This window comes from Achromobacter xylosoxidans, assembly GCF_001457475.1.
GTDB classification, from domain to species: Bacteria; Pseudomonadota; Gammaproteobacteria; order Burkholderiales; family Burkholderiaceae_B; genus Achromobacter; species Achromobacter xylosoxidans.
Window position 1 is genome coordinate 4,237,610 of the sequence record NZ_LN831029.1, and the last position, 18,375, is coordinate 4,255,984.

The 18,375-nt window shown below is 66.7% G+C and carries 13 protein-coding genes; 8 read left to right on the plus strand and 5 right to left on the minus strand.

Annotated elements, in window-relative coordinates; translation table 11 throughout:
- Positions 1-156: 156 nt before the first annotated feature.
- The 4 genes from AT699_RS19110 to AT699_RS19125 all read left to right on the plus strand — a co-directional run bounded on the left by AT699_RS19110 (position 157) and on the right by AT699_RS19125 (position 6,104).
- Positions 157-819 (plus strand): lysozyme family protein, encoded by a 663-nt coding sequence (locus AT699_RS19110; RefSeq protein ID WP_145964696.1) that lies wholly within the window; start codon positions 157-159, stop codon positions 817-819.
- 365 nt (positions 820-1,184) lie between these two features.
- A complete protein-coding gene (locus AT699_RS19115) occupies positions 1,185-3,806 on the plus strand; it encodes a TonB-dependent receptor (RefSeq protein ID WP_058207428.1) in 2,622 nt (873 codons plus the stop codon).
- Positions 3,807-3,933: 127 nt separating this feature from the next.
- Positions 3,934-4,596 carry a hypothetical protein gene (locus tag AT699_RS19120; RefSeq protein WP_024069509.1) on the plus strand — a complete coding sequence of 221 codons (663 nt, stop codon included), beginning with the start codon at positions 3,934-3,936 and terminating at the stop codon, positions 4,594-4,596.
- Positions 4,597-4,784: 188 nt separating this feature from the next.
- Positions 4,785-6,104, plus strand: coding sequence for a cytochrome-c peroxidase (locus AT699_RS19125; RefSeq protein WP_024069510.1), 1,320 nt, complete (start codon positions 4,785-4,787; stop codon positions 6,102-6,104).
- A gap of 119 nt (positions 6,105-6,223) precedes the next feature.
- On the opposite strand, the gene AT699_RS19130 is transcribed toward AT699_RS19125, so the two are convergent.
- Genes AT699_RS19130 through AT699_RS19140 form a run of 3 tightly spaced genes read right to left on the minus strand, consistent with a single transcriptional unit; the run spans position 6,224 to position 10,031 of the window.
- Positions 6,224-6,529 (minus strand): chorismate mutase, encoded by a 306-nt coding sequence (locus tag AT699_RS19130; RefSeq protein WP_006384334.1) that lies wholly within the window; start codon positions 6,527-6,529, stop codon positions 6,224-6,226.
- 5 nt (positions 6,530-6,534) lie between these two features.
- Complete coding sequence (locus AT699_RS19135) at positions 6,535-8,826, minus strand: UvrD-helicase domain-containing protein (protein WP_024069511.1); 2,292 nt, start codon at positions 8,824-8,826, stop codon at positions 6,535-6,537.
- Positions 8,823-10,031: a DesA family fatty acid desaturase gene (locus tag AT699_RS19140; RefSeq protein ID WP_006384332.1), complete on the minus strand. Its 1,209-nt coding sequence runs from the start codon at positions 10,029-10,031 to the stop codon at positions 8,823-8,825. The genes AT699_RS19135 and AT699_RS19140 overlap by 4 nt, the downstream gene beginning before the upstream one ends.
- A 435-nt stretch (positions 10,032-10,466) precedes the next feature.
- Between AT699_RS19140 and AT699_RS19145 the strand changes: the two genes are divergently transcribed.
- Entirely contained in the window at positions 10,467-10,751 is a 285-nt protein-coding gene (locus tag AT699_RS19145; protein WP_024069512.1) for a hypothetical protein, read from the plus strand.
- A gap of 190 nt (positions 10,752-10,941) precedes the next feature.
- Here the strand turns inward: AT699_RS19145 and AT699_RS32495 are convergent, their stop codons facing one another.
- The gene (locus AT699_RS32495) at positions 10,942-12,312 is read right to left on the minus strand and encodes an RsmB/NOP family class I SAM-dependent RNA methyltransferase (RefSeq protein WP_047991655.1); all 1,371 of its coding nucleotides are present in this window, start codon (positions 12,310-12,312) and stop codon (positions 10,942-10,944) included.
- A gap of 865 nt (positions 12,313-13,177) precedes the next feature.
- Positions 13,178-13,843 (minus strand): phosphoribosylglycinamide formyltransferase, encoded by a 666-nt coding sequence (purN, locus tag AT699_RS19155; RefSeq protein ID WP_006383945.1) that lies wholly within the window; start codon positions 13,841-13,843, stop codon positions 13,178-13,180.
- A 63-nt stretch (positions 13,844-13,906) separates the two neighbouring features.
- On the opposite strand from purN, the gene AT699_RS19160 reads away from it, so the two are divergent.
- Genes AT699_RS19160 through lspA form a run of 3 tightly spaced genes read left to right on the plus strand, consistent with a single transcriptional unit; the run spans position 13,907 to position 18,250 of the window.
- Positions 13,907-14,872 (plus strand): bifunctional riboflavin kinase/FAD synthetase, encoded by a 966-nt coding sequence (locus AT699_RS19160; protein ID WP_026384487.1) that lies wholly within the window; start codon positions 13,907-13,909, stop codon positions 14,870-14,872.
- Positions 14,862-17,723: an isoleucine--tRNA ligase gene (ileS, locus tag AT699_RS19165; RefSeq protein WP_024069514.1), complete on the plus strand. Its 2,862-nt coding sequence runs from the start codon at positions 14,862-14,864 to the stop codon at positions 17,721-17,723. Before AT699_RS19160 ends, ileS begins: the two co-directional genes overlap by 11 nt.
- 2 nt (positions 17,724-17,725) lie before the next feature.
- Positions 17,726-18,250 carry a signal peptidase II gene (lspA, locus tag AT699_RS19170; RefSeq protein ID WP_045953244.1) on the plus strand — a complete coding sequence of 175 codons (525 nt, stop codon included), beginning with the start codon at positions 17,726-17,728 and terminating at the stop codon, positions 18,248-18,250.
- The last annotated feature ends 125 nt before the right edge of the window (positions 18,251-18,375 follow it).

The window sequence follows — 18,375 nt, forward strand, 5'->3', positions numbered from 1 at the left end:
CGGGCGAATCTTGCACTCGGGGGAATCAGACCGCATGCCGTAGCGTACTGATCCCTCGGCCCCTACCATCACATACGGTCGCTCTCACATGGAACGCGCCGCGCGCTCCTGCCGGAATGACCGCATCGCGTCGCGATGCCCCGCGGGAGCATGCAAGTGGAACTCAACGAATCTCAAGCCGACACCAAGGCCGCTATCGTGGAATATGGCCGACAACACGGGTTTTCCGACGACCTGATACAGATAGCGTCGGACATCGCTTATCTTGAATCGTCGTTTGGCTCATCGTTGGCGAATCCCAACTCAACCGCTTCGGGCCTATTCCAGTACACGGACGGCACCTGGGACGCATTTCACAGCGCCCTGGGGGGCAAGGCTGATCCAATGAACCAGATCGCAGCTTTGTACAACGATCTCGAAACCTACTCATCCTGGTTCAACGACCCAGCCACCAACGGCAATATCCCGGATGGCTTGTCCCTGGGAGAGTACGCCTACGTGAAGCACCACGACGGGCGTTCCACCACCGACTTCATTGGCGCCCCCGGTCTGAAAGTTTATCGGGATCACCTCAAAGCCCTTCCTCCAGAGATAAGGCTGGCGAATCCCGGACCATACCCCGGCGCATTGGCGGTAGATGCCGATACATACATCGACGACGGCTACGCCAAGGACCAGTACGACAGAGTGGGGTGCATCAAGAGCGGAGATGACGGTATCGTGTATATCGACTACAACCTCGAACCCTTCCTCACGGATGACGAGCGGCAGGGAATAGTCGACAGCGATCCGACAAACTCTTTCTATATCTACCGATGATGCCTGGCGGCAATTGGATATATACGCGCGATACACGATAGAAACGCAATAGAAATCCTGCCTCGCGCCATGCATGGTCGGCGCAAACCGTTGCATCACCTACTGCACCCGCCCGAGGCGGCCATGTCTCACATAGGAATCCCGTGCGCCAGCCTCTGCCGGGACCTGTGCCGGCTCGCAGGTGTCGATGTCAACAACTGACTCGATACAGTCAACAAGAATCCACTCGCGAACTCTGGTTGCAAGTCGGCTACCGCTTCCAACGGAATCGGACGATATGACCGACCGTTCGTTGCTTCACAGCTGAGGTCCTGGCTGGCTTGCTGCGTCCCACTGCCGACATCCACGGAGCCAGGGACGCCCTCATGCCACGCCATTTCCACCCCACACGCACATCGACGCTTCTTTTCTGCACCTTGCTGGGTCTGGCCATTCCCGCGGCCGCCCAGCCGCTGACCGACACCCTGCGCCTGTGCATCCCCTCCCTGCCGCTGGGCGACGCGCTGGTCGAACTGGGCCGCCAATCCGGGCTGGAGATCTCGTTCCCGCCCGACGCGGTGGCGAACAAGATGTCGCCGGTCGTGCGGGGCCGGTTTCCGGCCCGACTGGCGCTTGACCAGATGCTGGAAGGCTCGGGCCTGGCGCTGCGCGCGGACGGCGAAAACCGCTACATCATCTACGTCGACAAGCCGGACCCGGCCAGCACCTCGCGGCTGGAACCCGTGCGCGTCTATGGCGATCAGGTCGGCGAGCGCCTCTACGACCAGGAAGAGATCGCCGCCACGCCATCGTCCAACCGCGACCTGAGCACGCTGGTGGCCAACCACCCGGCGGTACGCACCAACCCGGGCGCGGCCGGCTCGCGGAATCGCGGCTCGCTCGATGTCGAGGACATTTCGTTCCACGGCGCCAGTCCCTACCAGAACCTGTTCCAGATCGATGGCATCGACGCCACCAATCGCGTCGACCCGGCCAACAAGCAGCTGGCCCAGGTGGGGGGCAACGTGCCCAGCAATCCGCAGTCGTACTTCATCGACACCAGTCTGCTGCAAGCCGTGCAAGTGCGCGACAGTTTCATCCCGGTCGAGTACGGGCGTTTCAACGGCGGCGTCGTCGATGCGCGGCTGCGCCGCTTTTCCGGCGAGAACCACCTGAAGTTCGATTACCGCTGGAATACGTCGAACATGACCCAACAGCGCGTCTCGCCCGGCCAGGAGAACAAATGGGCCCAGGGAGAACCCGGCTTCACGCCGCGATGGAAAAAACGCTTCTATTCGGCCGTGGCCGACATCGCCGTCAACGCCAAGGCCGGCCTGGTGTTGGCCATGTCGCACCGGCAGTCCAGGATCGAACGCTGGATCATGAGCGTGGACGACAAGGGCAAGCCCCTGCGCACGCCCAACATCTATAGCGATCGCGTCGACAATTTCCTGGGAAAATTCAGCGTGCATGCCAGCGCCGACACGGTGGCCGACGTGACGCTGAAATACAGCGACCGCAGCGAAACGCTCGCCAGCAACCTGTTCCGCGACACGCATTGGGACAACAACCATGGCGCCTATGGCGTCAGCGGCAACCTGGAACACCGCCTGGGCGCGGGACGCCTGATGCTGCAAGCCGGCTGGGACCATGCCATGAGCAACCGCCGCTCCATGAGCCGCGAGTGGGTGACGACGCGCCCGTATGGGTTGCCGTCGTATTTCAAGGGCGGCTTCGGCCGCGAACAGAAGCAGCAGGACACCCTGGTGCTCAAGAGCCGTATCGATCTCGATCCGCTGCGCACCGAAGCGTTCACGCACAACGTGTACGCGGGGATCGACGTGCAACAGATCGACGCGGCCTTCAAGCGTCCGCAACTATCCACGGCCTACACGCGCACCTACCGCAGCGCGGACACCTACGTCGATACCAACCTGTCGCTGTGGCGGCCGGGCAATGTGCGCGCGCGCTCCCGCGCGGCCGCCCTGTACCTTTCCGACCGCATCGAATGGCGGCGCCTGGCGCTGGATGCCGGGCTGCGTTATGACCACGAGAGCCTGTTCCGTGGCAACAACGTGGCGCCGCGCACGCGCCTGGACTGGGACGTGTTCGGGTCGGGCAACACCTTGCTGAGCGGCGGCTGGTTGCGCTACTACGGCGGCCCCGTCCTGGAAACCGCGCTCGAAGCCAGGCGCCTGCGGTTGTTGAAACGCGTGACGAACTTCGAGGGCAAGCCGGTACCCGCGGACGAGCAGGATTTCTCGGTCGACTACAGCGGCCTGCGCATGCCGTATGACGACGAATGGGCGCTGGCGCTGCGCCAGCGCGTGGCGGGATTGGAGGGCTCGCTGAGCTATGTGCGCCGCAACGGCCGGCAGCAGTGGATCAAGACCGGCAAGATCAATACGGGCTTCAAATACCGCAACGGCGGCGGCTCCACCACCGACGCCGTCAGCCTGACATTGCACACGCTGGAACCCTGGCATGCCGGCCCCACCCGCTGGACCATGCAAGCTTCGTGGAGCTGGCAGAAGCGCAAGACCAACACCGATCTGGTCACGGGCTATGGCGGCGACGCCCGCGGCCCCGACGAACGGGTGATCTACAACGGCTCGGAGATCCGTGTCATCGACCTGCCGCCCAGGAGTTTCTACCAGCCCCAGGTGGCCACCCTCGCGCTCACCGGCACCTACCCCAAGGCCGGGCTGGCCTGGAGCAACATGCTGAACTGGCGCGGCAAGCGCGACGGCGTCATGTATGTCGGCAAAGGTCCCGCGCCGTACCTGCTGGACAGCTACAAGTCGGGCGGCCTGCCGTCCTATTGGACCTGGGACACGCAGCTCACCTGGCAGCCGACCTTCCTGCCGCGCCTGGAACTGACGGTGGAAATCCTGAACCTGCTCAACCGCATGCCCGCGATTGTCGCAAGCAATCCCAACCTGGCGGCCGACAACAGCACCTATCAATCCGGACGCGAACTCTGGCTGCAGGTCGGCTATCGCTTCTGACCGACAAATCAGACCATGCGCCATGGAGCGTCACAGCCTTCATCCCTAACATGCGCCGTGGCCATACCGGCCACGGCGCGGGTTCTCCACGGGGACGCCAGCCGCGCCGTCACGCAGGAGCATTTGCATGGCATTGAGCCGATCCCAGACCGAAATCAAAGCCGCCATCGTGGACCATGGCCGACAGCGCGGCTTCAGCCCCCCGACCATCCAGATCGCGGCGGACATAGCCTATATCGAATCGGCGTTCGGCGCCTCGCCGCGCTCCGCCGACGCCGGCTCGAGCGCATCGGGCCTGTTCCAGTACACGGACGAGGCCTGGTACGCGCACCATCAAGCCGCCGGCGAAAAGGACGCCCCCGGCAACCAGATCGCCGCCTTCTACACCGACCTGGCGACCTACGTGGCCTGGTACCACAGTCCCGCCACCAATCGCCATATCCCCGACGACATGCCGCTGGGGGAATTCGTTTTCGTCATGCACCACGGCGGGCGGGGCGGGCCGGTCCTGTTCAAGGACACCGCGCGCGATCTCTACCGCAAGCATGTCACCGACGACACCCGGTTGCTGACCGCCGCCCATCCCTCCCCCTGCCCCGGCGCGCTCGTGCTCGACGCCGAGGCCTACACCGGCTATCCGGTGGCGGGTGACAGCGCGGGATGCATCAAGATGGGCCCGGATGGCATGGCGTATATCGACTACATCCTGGAACCCCTGCTGTCGCGAGCGGAACGGCGCGGAATCGTCGAACGGGATCCCGACGGAGCGTTCCGCCTTCTTGGCGAATGAGGGACCGCAAAGCAGGACCGGCCACGACGCGGCGCCAATCAAAAGGCGCCTGGCACGGGTCATCGATCGAATCTCACGCATCAATCAAAAAATCGAAATCCATATAGATTATTCATCGATTGCGTGCTGAGGTATTGCAGATGTCGCAGCGTCCTACGCCTGACACCAACGCGACACGGAACGTATCGATGCCTCTGCGTGGCAAATCCCGGCTCCGGCCGAACGCCCTGGCCACCGTCCTGCGTGCCATCCCGCTGGCCCTCCTGCTGGCCACCGCGTCCAGCGCTTCTGGCCAGCAGCCCGCCTCCACGCCATCCGGCATGGCGTCCAACGCCGCTTGCCACGACCCGACGGGCTGGAACATCGCCTGCCTGCGCGCGCGCTATTCCGGACCCGCGGCCGCCTGGCCCGCGCCCACCATCGACGCCGGCGTGCAATGGCATGAATGGGCGCCGGTCCCTCCCGTCGCCAGCCCCCCGCTGCAATGGACCGCCGCCAATCCCGGCCAGGCCGAACTGGCCGCCGACGTGGCGCGGCCGGCAGTCGTGGCGCTGGGCCAGATGCTGTTCTTCGATACCCGCCTGTCGCGCAAGGGCGAGGTGTCCTGTGCCTCCTGCCACCAGCCGCAGCGCGCCTTCACCGACGGCCTGCCGCTCGCGGTGGGCGAGGACAAGCTGATGGGCCGACGCCGCTCCACGCCGCTGTATGCCGCGCCGTTCGCGCCACGGCTGTTCTGGGATGGCCGCGCGGCCAGCCTCAGGGAACAGGTGATGGGGCCGCTGCACGACCCGCGGGAAATGAACCACGACGCCGCCGGAGCGGTGGCGCGACTGCGGCAGACCGACATGTATCCCAAGCGCTTCCTGGAGGCGTTCGGCGGCGCGCCGGTGGCGGCGTCTCCAACGGCTGCATCGGCTTCACCAATAGTTGCATCGGCTTCATCGGCGGCTACCTCAACGGCATCCACGACGGCATCGACGCCGGCATCCGCGATCGACGCCGACCACCTGGCGCGCGCACTGGCCGCCTACGTGGCCTCGCTGCGCCCCGAGAAGACGCGCTTCGATGACTTCCTGGCCGGCCGCGCCGATGCGCTGGACGACACCGAACTGCTGGGCCTGCACCTGTTCCGCACCCAGGCGCGCTGCATGAACTGCCATAACGGCCCGCTATTGACCGACCACCAGTTCCACAACATCGGCCTGTCGTTCTACGGCCGCCGCAACCAGGACCTGGGGCGCTACGAGGCCACGCGCGATCCCGCCGACCTGGGCAGGTTCCGCACGCCGAGCCTGCGCAACGTGGCGCAAGCCGGCCCATGGATGCACAACGGCCTGTTCCCGGACCTGCGGGGGCTGCTGCGGATGTACAACGCCGGCATGGGCCGCGAAGCGCCGCCGGCCGATCCCCCGGACCCGCATGCGCCGCGCAAGTCGGCGCACATCAAGCCGCTCGACCTGAGCCCGGCCGAGATCGACGCGCTGCTGGCGTTCCTGAAGACCTTGTAGTGCGCTCCGCCGACAACGCGGCGCTGGAAAAAAGAATGGCCGCGGCGAAAGCCGCGGCCATTGGACCTTTCGCTGCGCGAACGGCCGCGCCCTGGCGGACAGCGGCCGTCAGGCGCGCATCACGAATAGGGACGTTCGCGCAGGCGCGTGTGGTGATCGACCACGGTGTCGATCACTTCGCGCAGAATGGTCTCGGCCAGGGCCGGCGGCACGCCGGCTTCTTCGGCCAGGCGCCGGATGCGCTGGACCTGCTGGTCCTCGCGCACCGGATCCACCAGGTCCATGTCGTTGGCCTGCTTTAGCTCACCGATCATGTCCGTGCAGCGAAAGCGCACCCCCAGCAGCAGGATGATCTGCTGGTCGATCTCGTCGACTTCGGCGCGCAGCGATGCCAGTTCGGCTTTCGGGGAATCTTGATTGGCCATGTCTTTCAACCTTGAACGATATCCAGCTTGGCGATGCCCAGCGCCAGCGTCTTGGACCCGACATCGCGGAAATGGATCTCCGCCTGGGCGTCCTGCCCCGCGCCGCTCAGGCTGACGATGGTGCCGTCACCGAAACGGGCGTGGTGCACGCCCTGCCCTACACGATACTGCTTGTCGCCGACGGTGACGCCGGAGGCCGTGCCGCGCGGTTGACGCGGCGCAATGGTGTTGGTGGGCTTGCGGCCGAAGGCGTCGCCGCGGTTGCCGTTCCAGCCGCCACCGGCGCTGAGCGCCGGCGCCAGGCCGGCCTTGGGCGACAGCCACTTGAGATGCTGCTCGGGAATTTCGTCGAGAAAGCGCGAACGCATGGCGTAGCGCGTCTGGCCATGCAGCATGCGGCTTTGCGCCAGGCTGATGTACAGGCGCTGGCGCGCGCGGGTGATCGCCACGTACATGAGGCGGCGTTCTTCTTCCAGGCCGGATTGCTCCAGGATGCTGTTCTCGTGCGGGAACAGGCCTTCCTCGAGGCCGGTGATAAAGACAGCGTCGAACTCCAGGCCCTTGGCCGCGTGCACGGTCATGAGCTGCACGGCGTCCTGGCCCTGCTGGGCCTGATTGTCGCCGGCCTCGAGCGCGGCGTGCGACAGGAAAGCCGCCAGCGGCGTCAGGCCGTCGGACGCCACCGGCGCCGCATCGACCACCCCGGGCATCAGCGTGCTGGAGGTGGCCTGCTCGGGCACCACGCCGGCGGGCATGCCGTCGTAGTTTTCCTCGGACGCAAACACCGCCGCGGCGGTGATCAGTTCGTTCAGGTTTTCGAGGCGCTCGGCGCCTTCGCGCTCGGCCTTGTAGTGCGCGTTCAGGCCGCTGGCCTCGAGCATGTGCTCGACCATTTCGGGCAGCGGCAGGTCGCGCGTTTCCTCGGTCATGCGATGGATCAGCTGGGCGAACTGGGCCAGGTTGGAGCCGCCCTTGCCGGCCACCAGCGCCACGGCCGCGTACAGGCTGGAATCGTGCGCGCGGGCCGCGTCGGCCAGCTGTTCCAGCGTGCGCGCGCCGATGCCGCGCGTGGGGAAATTCACTACCCGCATCCACGAGGTGTCGTCGTGCGGATTGGCCATCAGGCGCAGGTAGGCCAGGGCGTGCTTGATTTCCTGGCGCTCGAAGAAGCGCAGGCCGCCATACACCTTGTAGGGTATGCCGGCCGAGAAGATGGCGTGTTCGATCACGCGCGACTGCGCGTTGCTGCGGTAGAGCACGGCGATCTCGCGCCGCAGGCTGCCTTCGTGGATCAGCGAGCGGATCTCGTCGACGATCCATTGCGCTTCCATGCCGTCCGAGGGCTGCTCGATGACGCGCACCGGTTCGCCTTCGCCCTGGTCGGTCCAGAGGTTCTTGCCCAGGCGGCCGCTGTTGTGGCCGATGAGCGCGTTGGCCGAATCCAGGATGTGGCCGTACGAGCGGTAGTTCTGCTCCAGGCGGATGACGGTGCCGTGCGCGTAGTCGCGCTCGAAGTCGGACATGTTGCCGACGTTGGCGCCGCGGAACGCGTAGATCGACTGGTCGTCGTCGCCCACGGCGAAGATCGCCGCGCCGCCGCCGGCCAGCAGCCGCAGCCACTTGTACTGCAGCGTGTTGGTGTCCTGGAACTCGTCGACCAGGATGTGGCGGAAACGGCGTTGGTAGTGCTCGCGCACCGACGCGTTGCGCGACAGCAGTTCGTAGGCGCGCAGCAGCAGCTCGGCGAAGTCGACCACGCCTTCGCGCTGGCACTGGGCTTCGTAGAGCTGGTAGATCTCGATCAGGCGGCGGCGATGCGCGTCATAGGCTTCGACGTCGGCGGGGCGCAGGCCCTCTTCCTTGGCGCCGTTGATGAAGCGCTGCACGTCGCGCGGCGGGTATTTTTCGTCGTCGACGCCGTTGGCCTTCATCAGCCGCTTGATGGCGGCGAGCTGGTCGGTGACGTCGAGGATCTGGAAGGTCTGCGGCAGGCCGGCGTCGCGATGATGCGCGCGCAGCATGCGGTTGCACAGGCCGTGGAAGGTGCCGATCCAGAGGCCGCGCGTATCGATCGGCAGGATGGCCGACATGCGCGCCAGCATTTCGCGGGCGGCCTTGTTGGTGAACGTGACCGCCAGCAGCCCAAAAGGCGAGGCCTGGCCGGTTTGAATCAGCCAGGCCATGCGGGTGGTGAGCACCCGGGTCTTGCCGCTGCCCGCCCCGGCCAGGACCAGGGCGTGCTGCGGTTCTAACGTTACTGCGGCGCGTTGTTCAGGATTGAGTTTCTCTAGCATCATGCCGCGTAGCGGCGCAGACGTTGAGCGAATTGCTCGAGCCCGGCGATGCCGCTTTGCTGGGCGCGCTGGCACCAGGCCTGCAGGTCATGGAGAAGCTGTTCGCTGCTGGCGCTGGAGCTTTCCCAGATGCGGCCGAGTTCGCGGCGCATCTGCACCAGCGTCGACAGCGACTTGTTCTGGGCGATGGCCTTGTCCACGGCTTCGAGTTGCTCCGGTTGCAGGATGTCCTCGTTGCGGTGGATGGCGCGGCGCACCTTGTGCAGCTTGTTCCAGCCGCATTCGGCGTTGCCGTCCTGGCGCGAGGCCTTCAGCTTGGCCAGTTCCTCGCGGGCGGCGCTCTTGATCACGTCCGCGTAGCGGGCCATGACTTCGTAGCGGTGCGTGATCACGCCTTGCAGCGTGCGCAGGTCGATGCCGGTCTTGGAGTCATCCAGCTTGAGCTTGGGCGCGACCTTCTTGATCTTGGCCAGGCCCAGGAACTTCAGGATGTTGATGTAGCACCAGCCGATGTCGAACTCGTACCACTTGGCCGAGAACTTGGCCGACGTGCCGTGGGCGTGGTGGTTGTTGTGCAGCTCTTCGCCGCCGATCACGATGCCCCACGGGAACACGTTGGTGCTGGTGTCCGGGCTGTTGTAGTTGCGATAGCCCCAGTAGTGGCCGATGCCGTTGACGACGCCGGCCGCCCAGAAGGGAATCCAGGCCATCTGCACCGCCCACACCGTGACGCCGATCGCGCCGAACAGGGCGATGTCGATGGCGAGCATGGTCAGCACGCCCCACAGGCTGTGCTTGCTGTAGACGTTGCGTTCGAGCCAGTCGTCAGGCGTGCCGTGGCCGAACTTGGCCATGGTTTCCTTGTTGTTGGATTCTTCGCGGTAGAGCTCGGCGCCGCGGAACAGCACCTTCCAGATGCCGAACAGGATGGGCGAATGGGGATCGCCTTCCTTTTCGCACTTGGCGTGATGCTTGCGGTGGATGGCAACCCATTCCTTGGTGACCATGCCGGTCGTCATCCAGAGCCAGAAGCGGAAGAAGTGCATGACGGCCGGATGCAGATCCAGGCCCCGGTGCGCCTGGCTGCGGTGCAGGAAGACGGTGACGGACACAATGGTGATGTGCGTCATGACCAGGGTGAAAACGACGATCTGCCACCAAGTGGCTTGGGTCAAACCGCCGGCAATGAAGGAGAGGATGTAATCCATAAAGCTGTAGTGAGCCTCGCTTGAAGAGTGCCTGAAGTTTAGCTTACCTTTGCCGCGTTATGACAACGGAGTTTCAAAATAGTTGTTGAGCGAAATCAAGGACTAAGCCCTGCTTTTGACATTTTGACGGCAAGCTCGCGGCCGGGTTGGCGGCCCGTTCGCGACGCGACTGGCGCTTTCCTGGCGGGGAATCGTCTTCGCGCAATCACTGGGTTTTGGCCTTCTTTCGCGATTAAAGTTCCTGTCAGGCTGGGCCGCTGTCTTGCAGGCGCCACGCGCCTGGCGCACACTTCGGTCCGCCGTCACCGCTCCCACCGTCATACGATGTTCCGCAAAATAACCCGTCCCCATTTCGTTGCCGCCTTGAGCGCCGCAATCGCGTCCGTGGCTGCACCGGCCGCCGCGCAGTCGCTGAAAACCGGGGACATAGCCGTATTGGCGTCCTATTACGAGATCCGCGGGTCGGACTGCCTGGCGCTGCGCGCGCCGCGCGTGACCATCACCCTGCAGCCGCGGCTGGGCACCGCCAGCATCGTGCAGACCCGCGGCCAGTCCAGCGACTCGGGACGTTGCGCATATAAGACAGTGCCGATCGCGCAACTGGTCTACCAGGCCAGGCAGCCTGGGTCCGATTCGCTGGCGTGGGAAGTCAAATACCAGAATAAGACGGTGGGAACGCGCCGCTACAGCGCCACGCTCGGCATCGCGCCGGCTCCCTGAGCGCTCCCCCACCCCGAACGCCCCCGAGCGGCGCGTAAGCGGCACCCTGAGCGGCTCTTTCAGCGCCTCCCCGCATGGCCGCCGTGCGCGGCTACCGCGCCGCTTCCGCAAGTCATCCGCCGGGAAGGCGGCCGTGCCGCCGCCGGCGGGCCCATCGATGGACCCGCCGTTGGCCTGACCGGCAGCGGATTCAAGCCGAAGGCTTGTCCTGGTCGGCGGCAGCGCTTGCGGGGACAGTCTCATCCGCATCCGCAACCGCCGCTTCGGCCCCTTCTTCCGGCAGCGCCTCGGCATCGGCCTCGATGGCGGCCTGCGTCGCGTCCTCGCCCGCGGCGGCGTTCTTCTTGCGGCGCTCGAAAACGGCGGCGAAGAAGCCGTCGGTGCCGTGGACGTCCGGACGCAGCTGGACGTACGGCCCTTCGAGCTTCAGGTTGTCGCAACGGCCCGCCAGGATCTCGGCGGCGTCCAGGCGCTCGAAGTCCGGATGGCTGGCCAGGAAGCGTTCGGCCTGCACTTCGTTTTCCTCGGCCAGCAGGCTGCAGGTGGCATAGACCAGCCGCCCGCCGGGCGCGACGCAGCGCGCGGCGCTGTTGAGGATGCGTTCCTGCAGTTGGCCAAGCTCGGCCAGCGCTTCGGGGTGCTGGCGCCATTTCAGGTCGGGATTGCGGCGCAGCGTGCCGATGCCGCTGCACGGCGCGTCGACCAGCACGCGCTGGGCCTTGCCGGCCAGGCGCTTGACGCGGGCATCGTTTTCGCTGTCGATCGCCACCGGCACCACGTTGGACAGGCCGCTGCGGGCAAAGCGCGGCTTGGCGCGCGCCAGGCGGGCGGCCGAGACGTCGAAGGCGTAGAGCCTGCCGGTGGACCGCATCAGCGCGCCCAGCAGCAAGGTCTTGCCGCCCGCGCCGGCGCAGAAGTCGATGATCATTTCGCCGCGGCGCGGGGCCACCAGCAGGGCCAACAACTGGCTGCCCTCGTCCTGTACTTCGATGCTGCCGTTCTCGAACTGCGGCCAGCGGTTGATGGCCGGGCGGCCTTCCATGCGGATGCCCCAGGGCGAGTACGGCATGGCCACGGGTTCGTAGCGGCCGGCGCTCTGTTGCAGTTCGGCGAGCATGGCGTCGCGCTCGACCTTGAGCGGATTGACGCGCAGGTCCAGGCTGGCCTGGCGGTTGAGCGCCTCGATCAGGGTTTCGGGGCTGTCCATGGCGCCCAGGCGCTCGTCGAGCCAGTCGGGGATGCTGCCACGGACGGCGCGCGGCAGCGTCGCCAGGTCGATCTGCAGGACGCGCTGGAGCCATTCGGCTTCGGCCGGGTCCAGGCCTTCCTGCAGCGTTTCCTTGCCCAGGGTGGCGGCCAGGCCCAGGATGGCCAGGCGGCGCGAAGCCGGCCCGACGCCGCTTTCGCCGAACTGGCGATAGCGGCGCAGGTGGCGCAGCACGTCGTAAACGGCTTCGGCCACTTCCGAGCGGTCACGCGCGCCCAGGCCGGGATGGCCACGCAGCCAGTGCGACAGGGCCGCGTCGGCCGGGTAGGTCCATTGCAGGATCTCGCCCAGCACGCGCTGCACCTGGTCGATGCGGCTGGCGGCATACGACAGGCGCGGGCGGTTGAATTGCGGCTTCTGCGGGGCGGCGTCACGCTGGCCCTGGCCTTCGCGGCGGTCGGAACCGTGGAACCCACGCTCGCCATCGCGGCCTTCGCCACGCGGGGAGCCATAGGAGGGACGTGAATCCGAACGGCCCTGGCCTTCACGGCGGTCCGAACCGAAGGAACCACGCTCGCCGCCACGGCCTTCGCCACGCGAAGCGCCATAGGAGGGACGCGAATCCGGACGGCCGAAGCCTTCACGGCGGTCCGAACCGAAGGAGCCGCGCTCGCCGCCACGGCCTTCGCCACGCGGAGCGCCGTAGGACGGGCGCGAATCCGGGCGACCCTGGCCTTCGCGACGGTCCGAACCGAAGGAACCGCGCTCGCCGCCACGGCCTTCGCCACGCGGGGAGCCATAGGAGGGACGTGAATCCGGGCGGCCCTGGCCTTCACGGCGGTCCGAGCCAAAGGAACCCCGTTCACCGCCACGGCCTTGGCCTTCGCGGCGGTCCGAGCCGTACGCGCCACGCTCGCCACGCGGCGCGTCATAGGACGGACGCGGGGTCGGACGGCTGTCGCGGCGCTCGTCCGAACGGCCTTCGCGGCCTTCCCGGCCACCGGCGGCGCGCTCGGGGCGCGGCGCCCGCTCCTGGGCGGCGCGGGCCTCGCCCTTGGGGCGCGAGAAGAAGGACCGGCCGTCACGCTCTCCGGCGGCTGCCGGGCGGGAACGCGGAGATTGGGGTTTGCTCATGGTGTATTCCAGTGGGGCGGACACATGCCGCCCGATAAATGCGATTCAGGGCCGTCGGCGGCCCGGCTGCGCGGCGGGCGTCGGCTCAGGCCGCCGCGGACCAGGTGAACAGGCGGTCGGGATCGCCCTGCACGTCCACCCGGTGGTCATTCGTCAGGGTAACCCGGCCTTCGGCCAGCCAGCGCACGGCGGCCGGAAAAGCCTGGTGTTCGACTTCCAGCACGCGCTCGGCCAGCCTTTCCGGCGTATCGCCGGCCAGGATCGGCACGCAGCCCTGGGCGATGATGGGGCCGTGGTCCAGCACCGGCGTCACGAAATGCACGGTGCAGCCATGCACGCGCACACCGGTGGCCAGCGCCTGCGCGTGGGTGTGCAGCCCCGGAAACGCCGGCAGCAGCGACGGATGGATGTTGACGAGCCGGCCGCTGTAGCGGTTGACGAAGCCCGGGGTCAGCACCCGCATGAAGCCGGCCAGAATGACGTAATCCGGCGCGTGCAGGTCGATTTCAGCGGCCAGCGCGGCGTCGAAGGCCTCGCGGCTGGCGTAGTCCTTGTGGTAAAGGGCCGCGGTGGCGATGCCCTGCGCAGCGGCCCATTCCAGGCCTGCGGCGTCCGGGCGGCTGGCGATCACGGCGGCGATCGTGGCGGGCCAGCCCTGTTGGCGACAGGCCTGGACCAGCGCCTGCATGTTGCTGCCTCGTCCCGAGATCAGGATGACGATGCGACGCGGTGGTGTAGAGGTTTCCGGCAAGATGAGCGATCCAAATTGGGGATGACGAACAATCCCGTAATCCAAAATTGTAAACTCTCGCTCGTGAAACCACCGCTGCGCATCCACCGATCCCTTCCGCCGCCCGCCCAGCGCGCTCCCAGCGCGCTGACCATCGGCAATTTCGACGGCGTCCACCGAGGACACCAGGCCATGCTGGCGCGCGTCTGCCAGGTCGCGCGCGACCGGGGCCTGACGCCCGCCGTGATGACCTTCGAGCCGCACCCGCGCGAGTACTTCGCCACGCTCAACCAGCGCCCCGAACTGGCGCCGACCCGCATTTCCGGCTTGCGCGACAAGCTGGCGGCGCTGGCGCGCTACGGCATTTCCCAGGTCGTGGTCGAGCGCTTCAACGCCCGCCTGGCCGAAATGTCGGCCAACGCCTTCATCGAGAACCTGCTGGTGCGGGGGATGGATACCAAGTGGCTGCTGGTGGGCGAGGACTTCCGCTTCGGCCACAAGCGCAGCGGCGACATCGACCTGCTGCGCGAAGCCGGCCTGCGCCATGGCTTCGAGGTGCAGACCCTGGCCGACGTCACCGACCGCCACGGCCACCGCATTTCCAGTTCCGAGGTGCGCACCGCCCTGGCCGTGGGCGACCTGGACCGCGCCCGCCACCTGCTGGGCCACCCCTTCCATATCAGCGGCCACGTGATCCACGGCCAGAAACTGGGCCGCACCCTGGGCTTTCCAACCATGAACCTGCGGGTGGCCGAACGCTGCGCGGCCCGTTCCGGCATCTACGTGGTGCAGGTCTACGGCCTGGCCGAACGCGCCCTGCCCGCGGTGGCCAGCCTGGGCGTGCGCCCGACGGTCGAGGACCGCGGCCGCGTGCTGCTGGAAGCGCACCTGCTCGACGAGACCGTCAACGCATACGGTAAACTCGTGCGTGTCGAATTCCTGCAAAAGCTGCGGGACGAAGAAAAATTTCCTGATCTCCCTTCCCTGACTGCCGCCATCGCCGAAGACGCGCGAAACGCGCGCGCCTATTTTGCCGTTCATGGACTATAAAAAGACCCTCAACCTGCCCGATACCCCCTTCCCCATGCGGGGCGACCTTGCCAAGCGCGAGCCCGCCTGGATTGCGCAGTGGGAGGAAAACCACGTCTACCAGGCCATCCGCGCCGCCAGCCGCGGCCGTCCGCGCTTCGTGCTGCACGACGGCCCGCCCTACGCCAACGGTGACATCCACATCGGCCACGCGGTCAACAAGATCCTGAAGGACATCATCGTCAAGAGCCGCAACATGGCCGGCTACGACGCGCACTACGTGCCGGGCTGGGATTGCCACGGCATGCCGATCGAGATCCAGATCGAAAAGAAGTACGGCAAGCACCTGCCCGTGGCCGAGGTGCAGTCCAAGGCGCGCGCCTACGCGCTCGAGCAGATCGACCGCCAGCGCAAGGACTTCAAGCGCCTGGGCGTGCTGGGCGAGTGGGATCGTCCCTACATGACGATGAACTTCAGCAATGAAGCCGACGAGATCCGCGCCCTGGGCCGCATCCTGGACAAGGGCTACGTGTTCCGCGGCCTCAAGCCCGTGAACTGGTGTTTCGACTGTGGCTCGGCGCTGGCCGAGGCCGAGGTCGAATACGCCGACCGCGTCGATCCGGCGGTGGACGTGGCCTTCCCGTTCGCCGAGCACGACAAGCTGGCCAAGGCCTTCGGCCTGGACAAGGTCGACGATGGCGCCATCGTCATCTGGACCACCACGCCCTGGACCATCCCGTCCAACCAGGCGCTGAACCTGCACCCCGAAATCGAATACGCGCTGGTGCGCGTGTCGCCCGCGCCCAAGTTCGGCCCGCTGCTGCTGATCGCGCGCGAACGCGTCGAAGCCTGCCTGAAGGCCTGGAACCTGGAAGGCGAAGTCATCGCCACCGCCCCCGGCGCGGCGCTGTCGGGCATCGAATTCCGGCATCCGCTGGCGCAGTTCGAAGCCGCCTACGACCGCAAGGCCCCGGTCTACCTGGGCGACTACGTCACGGCCGACTCCGGCACCGGCGTGGTGCACTCGGCCCCCGCCTACGGTATCGAGGACTTCATCTCGTGCAAGGAGCACGGCATGAAGGACACCGACTTCATCAGCCCCGTCATGGGCGACGGCAAGTACGTCGACAGCCTGGCGCTGTTCGGCGGCCTGTCGATCTGGGACGCCAACCCCAAGATCGTCGAGGCCCTGAAGGAAGCCGGCGCGCTGATGCACGTCGAAAAGCACAAGCACAGCTACATGCACTGCTGGCGCCACAAGACGCCCATCATCTACCGCGCCACCAGCCAATGGTTCGCCGGCATGGACATCAAGCCCAAGAACGGCGGCCCGACCCTGCGCGAATCGGCGCTGGCCGGCATCGACGCCACCGCCTTCTACCCGGCCTGGGGCCGCGCCCGCCTGCACGCCATGATCGCCAACCGTCCGGACTGGACCCTGTCGCGCCAGCGCCAGTGGGGCACGCCGATGGCCTTCTTCGTGCACAAGGAAACCGGCGCGCTGCATCCGCGCACCTCCGAATTGCTGGAACAGGTCGCGCAACGCGTCGAGCAAGGCGGCATCGAGGCCTGGCAGACGCTGGACCCGCGCGAGCTACTGGGCGACGAAGCCGACCAGTACGAAAAGAACCGCGACACGCTGGACGTGTGGTTCGACTCGGGCAGCACCCACGCCACCGTGCTGGGCGGCAAGGACGGCGATTTCGCCGGCTCGCACGGCGCCGAACTGGGTTGGCCCGCCGACCTCTACCTGGAAGGCTCCGACCAGCACCGGGGCTGGTTCCATTCGTCGCTGCTGACCGGCTGCATGCTGTATGGCCAGCCGCCCTACAAGGCCCTGCTGATGCACGGCTTCGTGGTGGACGGCCAGGGCCGCAAGATGAGCAAGTCGGTCGGCAACGTGATCGCGCCGCAGAAGGTGTCCGATTCGCTGGGCGCCGAGATCCTGCGCCTGTGGGTCGCCTCCACCGACTACTCGGGCGAGCTGTCGATCTCCGACGAGATCCTCAAGCGCGTGGTCGAAGGCTACCGCCGCATCCGCAACACGCTGCGTTTCCTGCTGGCCAACCTGGCCGACTTCGACGCCGTGTCACAGTCCGTGCCCTACGGCGAGCTGTTCGAGATCGACCGCTATGCGCTGGCCATGACCGCGCAGATGCAGGCCGAGGTGCAGGGCCACTACGAGCGCTACGACTTCCACCCGGCGGTCTCGCGCCTGCAGACGTTCTGCTCGGAAGACCTGGGCGCGTTCTACCTGGATATCCTGAAAGACCGCCTGTACACCTCGAAGGTGGACAGCGTGGCCCGCCGCTCGGCGCAGACCGCGCTGCTGGACATCACCCAGACGCTGCTCAAGCTGATGGCGCCGATCCTGTCGTTCACGGCCGAAGAGGCCTGGAAGGAACTGGTCGGCTCGGCCCTGAAGCACCAGGCCGACGCGGCTCGCGTCACCATCTTCACCGAGGTCTACCACGCGCTGCCGCCGTTCGCCGACGCCGAGGCCCTGTCGGCCAAGTGGACGCGCCTGCGCGCCATCCGCGCCGAGGTCCAGCGCAAGCTGGAAGAAGTGCGCACGGCCGGCGACATCGGTTCGTCGCTGCAGGCCGAGGTCGACCTGTACGCCAGCGGCGAAGACCAGCAACTGCTGGCCAGCCTGGGCGACGACCTGCGCTTCGTGCTGATCGTCTCGCGCGCCACCGTGCACGCCGGCGAAGGCGAGACGCGCATCGAGGTGACGCCCTCCAAGCACAAGAAGTGCGAGCGCTGCTGGCACTGGCGCCTGGATGTGGGCCAGGACCCCGATCACCCCGAGATCTGCGGCCGCTGCGTGTCCAACCTGTTCGGCTCGGGCGAAGCCCGCGACAAGGCCTGAGCATGGCCGGCCCTCAAGGCACGGCCACCGGGGCATCCGCCGGCGCGCCCCCCGCAAGGGTGGGCCGCTGGCTGGGCATCGCGCTGGCCATCATCGTGCTGGACCAGCTGACCAAGGTGTACTTCAACACCTCGTACCAGTACGGCGAGCGCCTGAACCTGCTGCCGTTCTTCGACTTCACGCTGCTGTACAACCGCGGCGCGGCATTCAGCTTCCTGGCGTCCGAGGAAGGCTGGCAGCGCTGGCTGTTCACGGCGCTGGGCCTCATCGCCGCCGTGGTCATCACCGTGATCCTGCGCCGCACCCGCGGCCAGCCGCGCTTCTGCCTGGCGCTGGCGATGATCCTGGGCGGCGCCATCGGCAACGTGATCGACCGGGTGGTGTATGGCCACGTGGTGGACTTCCTGCTGTTCTATTGGCGCGACTGGTACTACCCCGCCTTCAATGTGGCGGACGTGGGGATTACCTGCGGTGCCGTGCTGCTGGTGCTGGACGAGCTGCTGCGGGCCCGCAAGCCGCGCGCCTGACGCCCTCCCCCGCCCCCTTCGAAACCCGGCCCTTGGCCGGGTTTTTTCCTGTTTGAGCCCCCCCTGCACGCATGGCGAACGGCGCGATGCGGCAATGCGGAATAAAATCACTGTCCGTTCCCTGA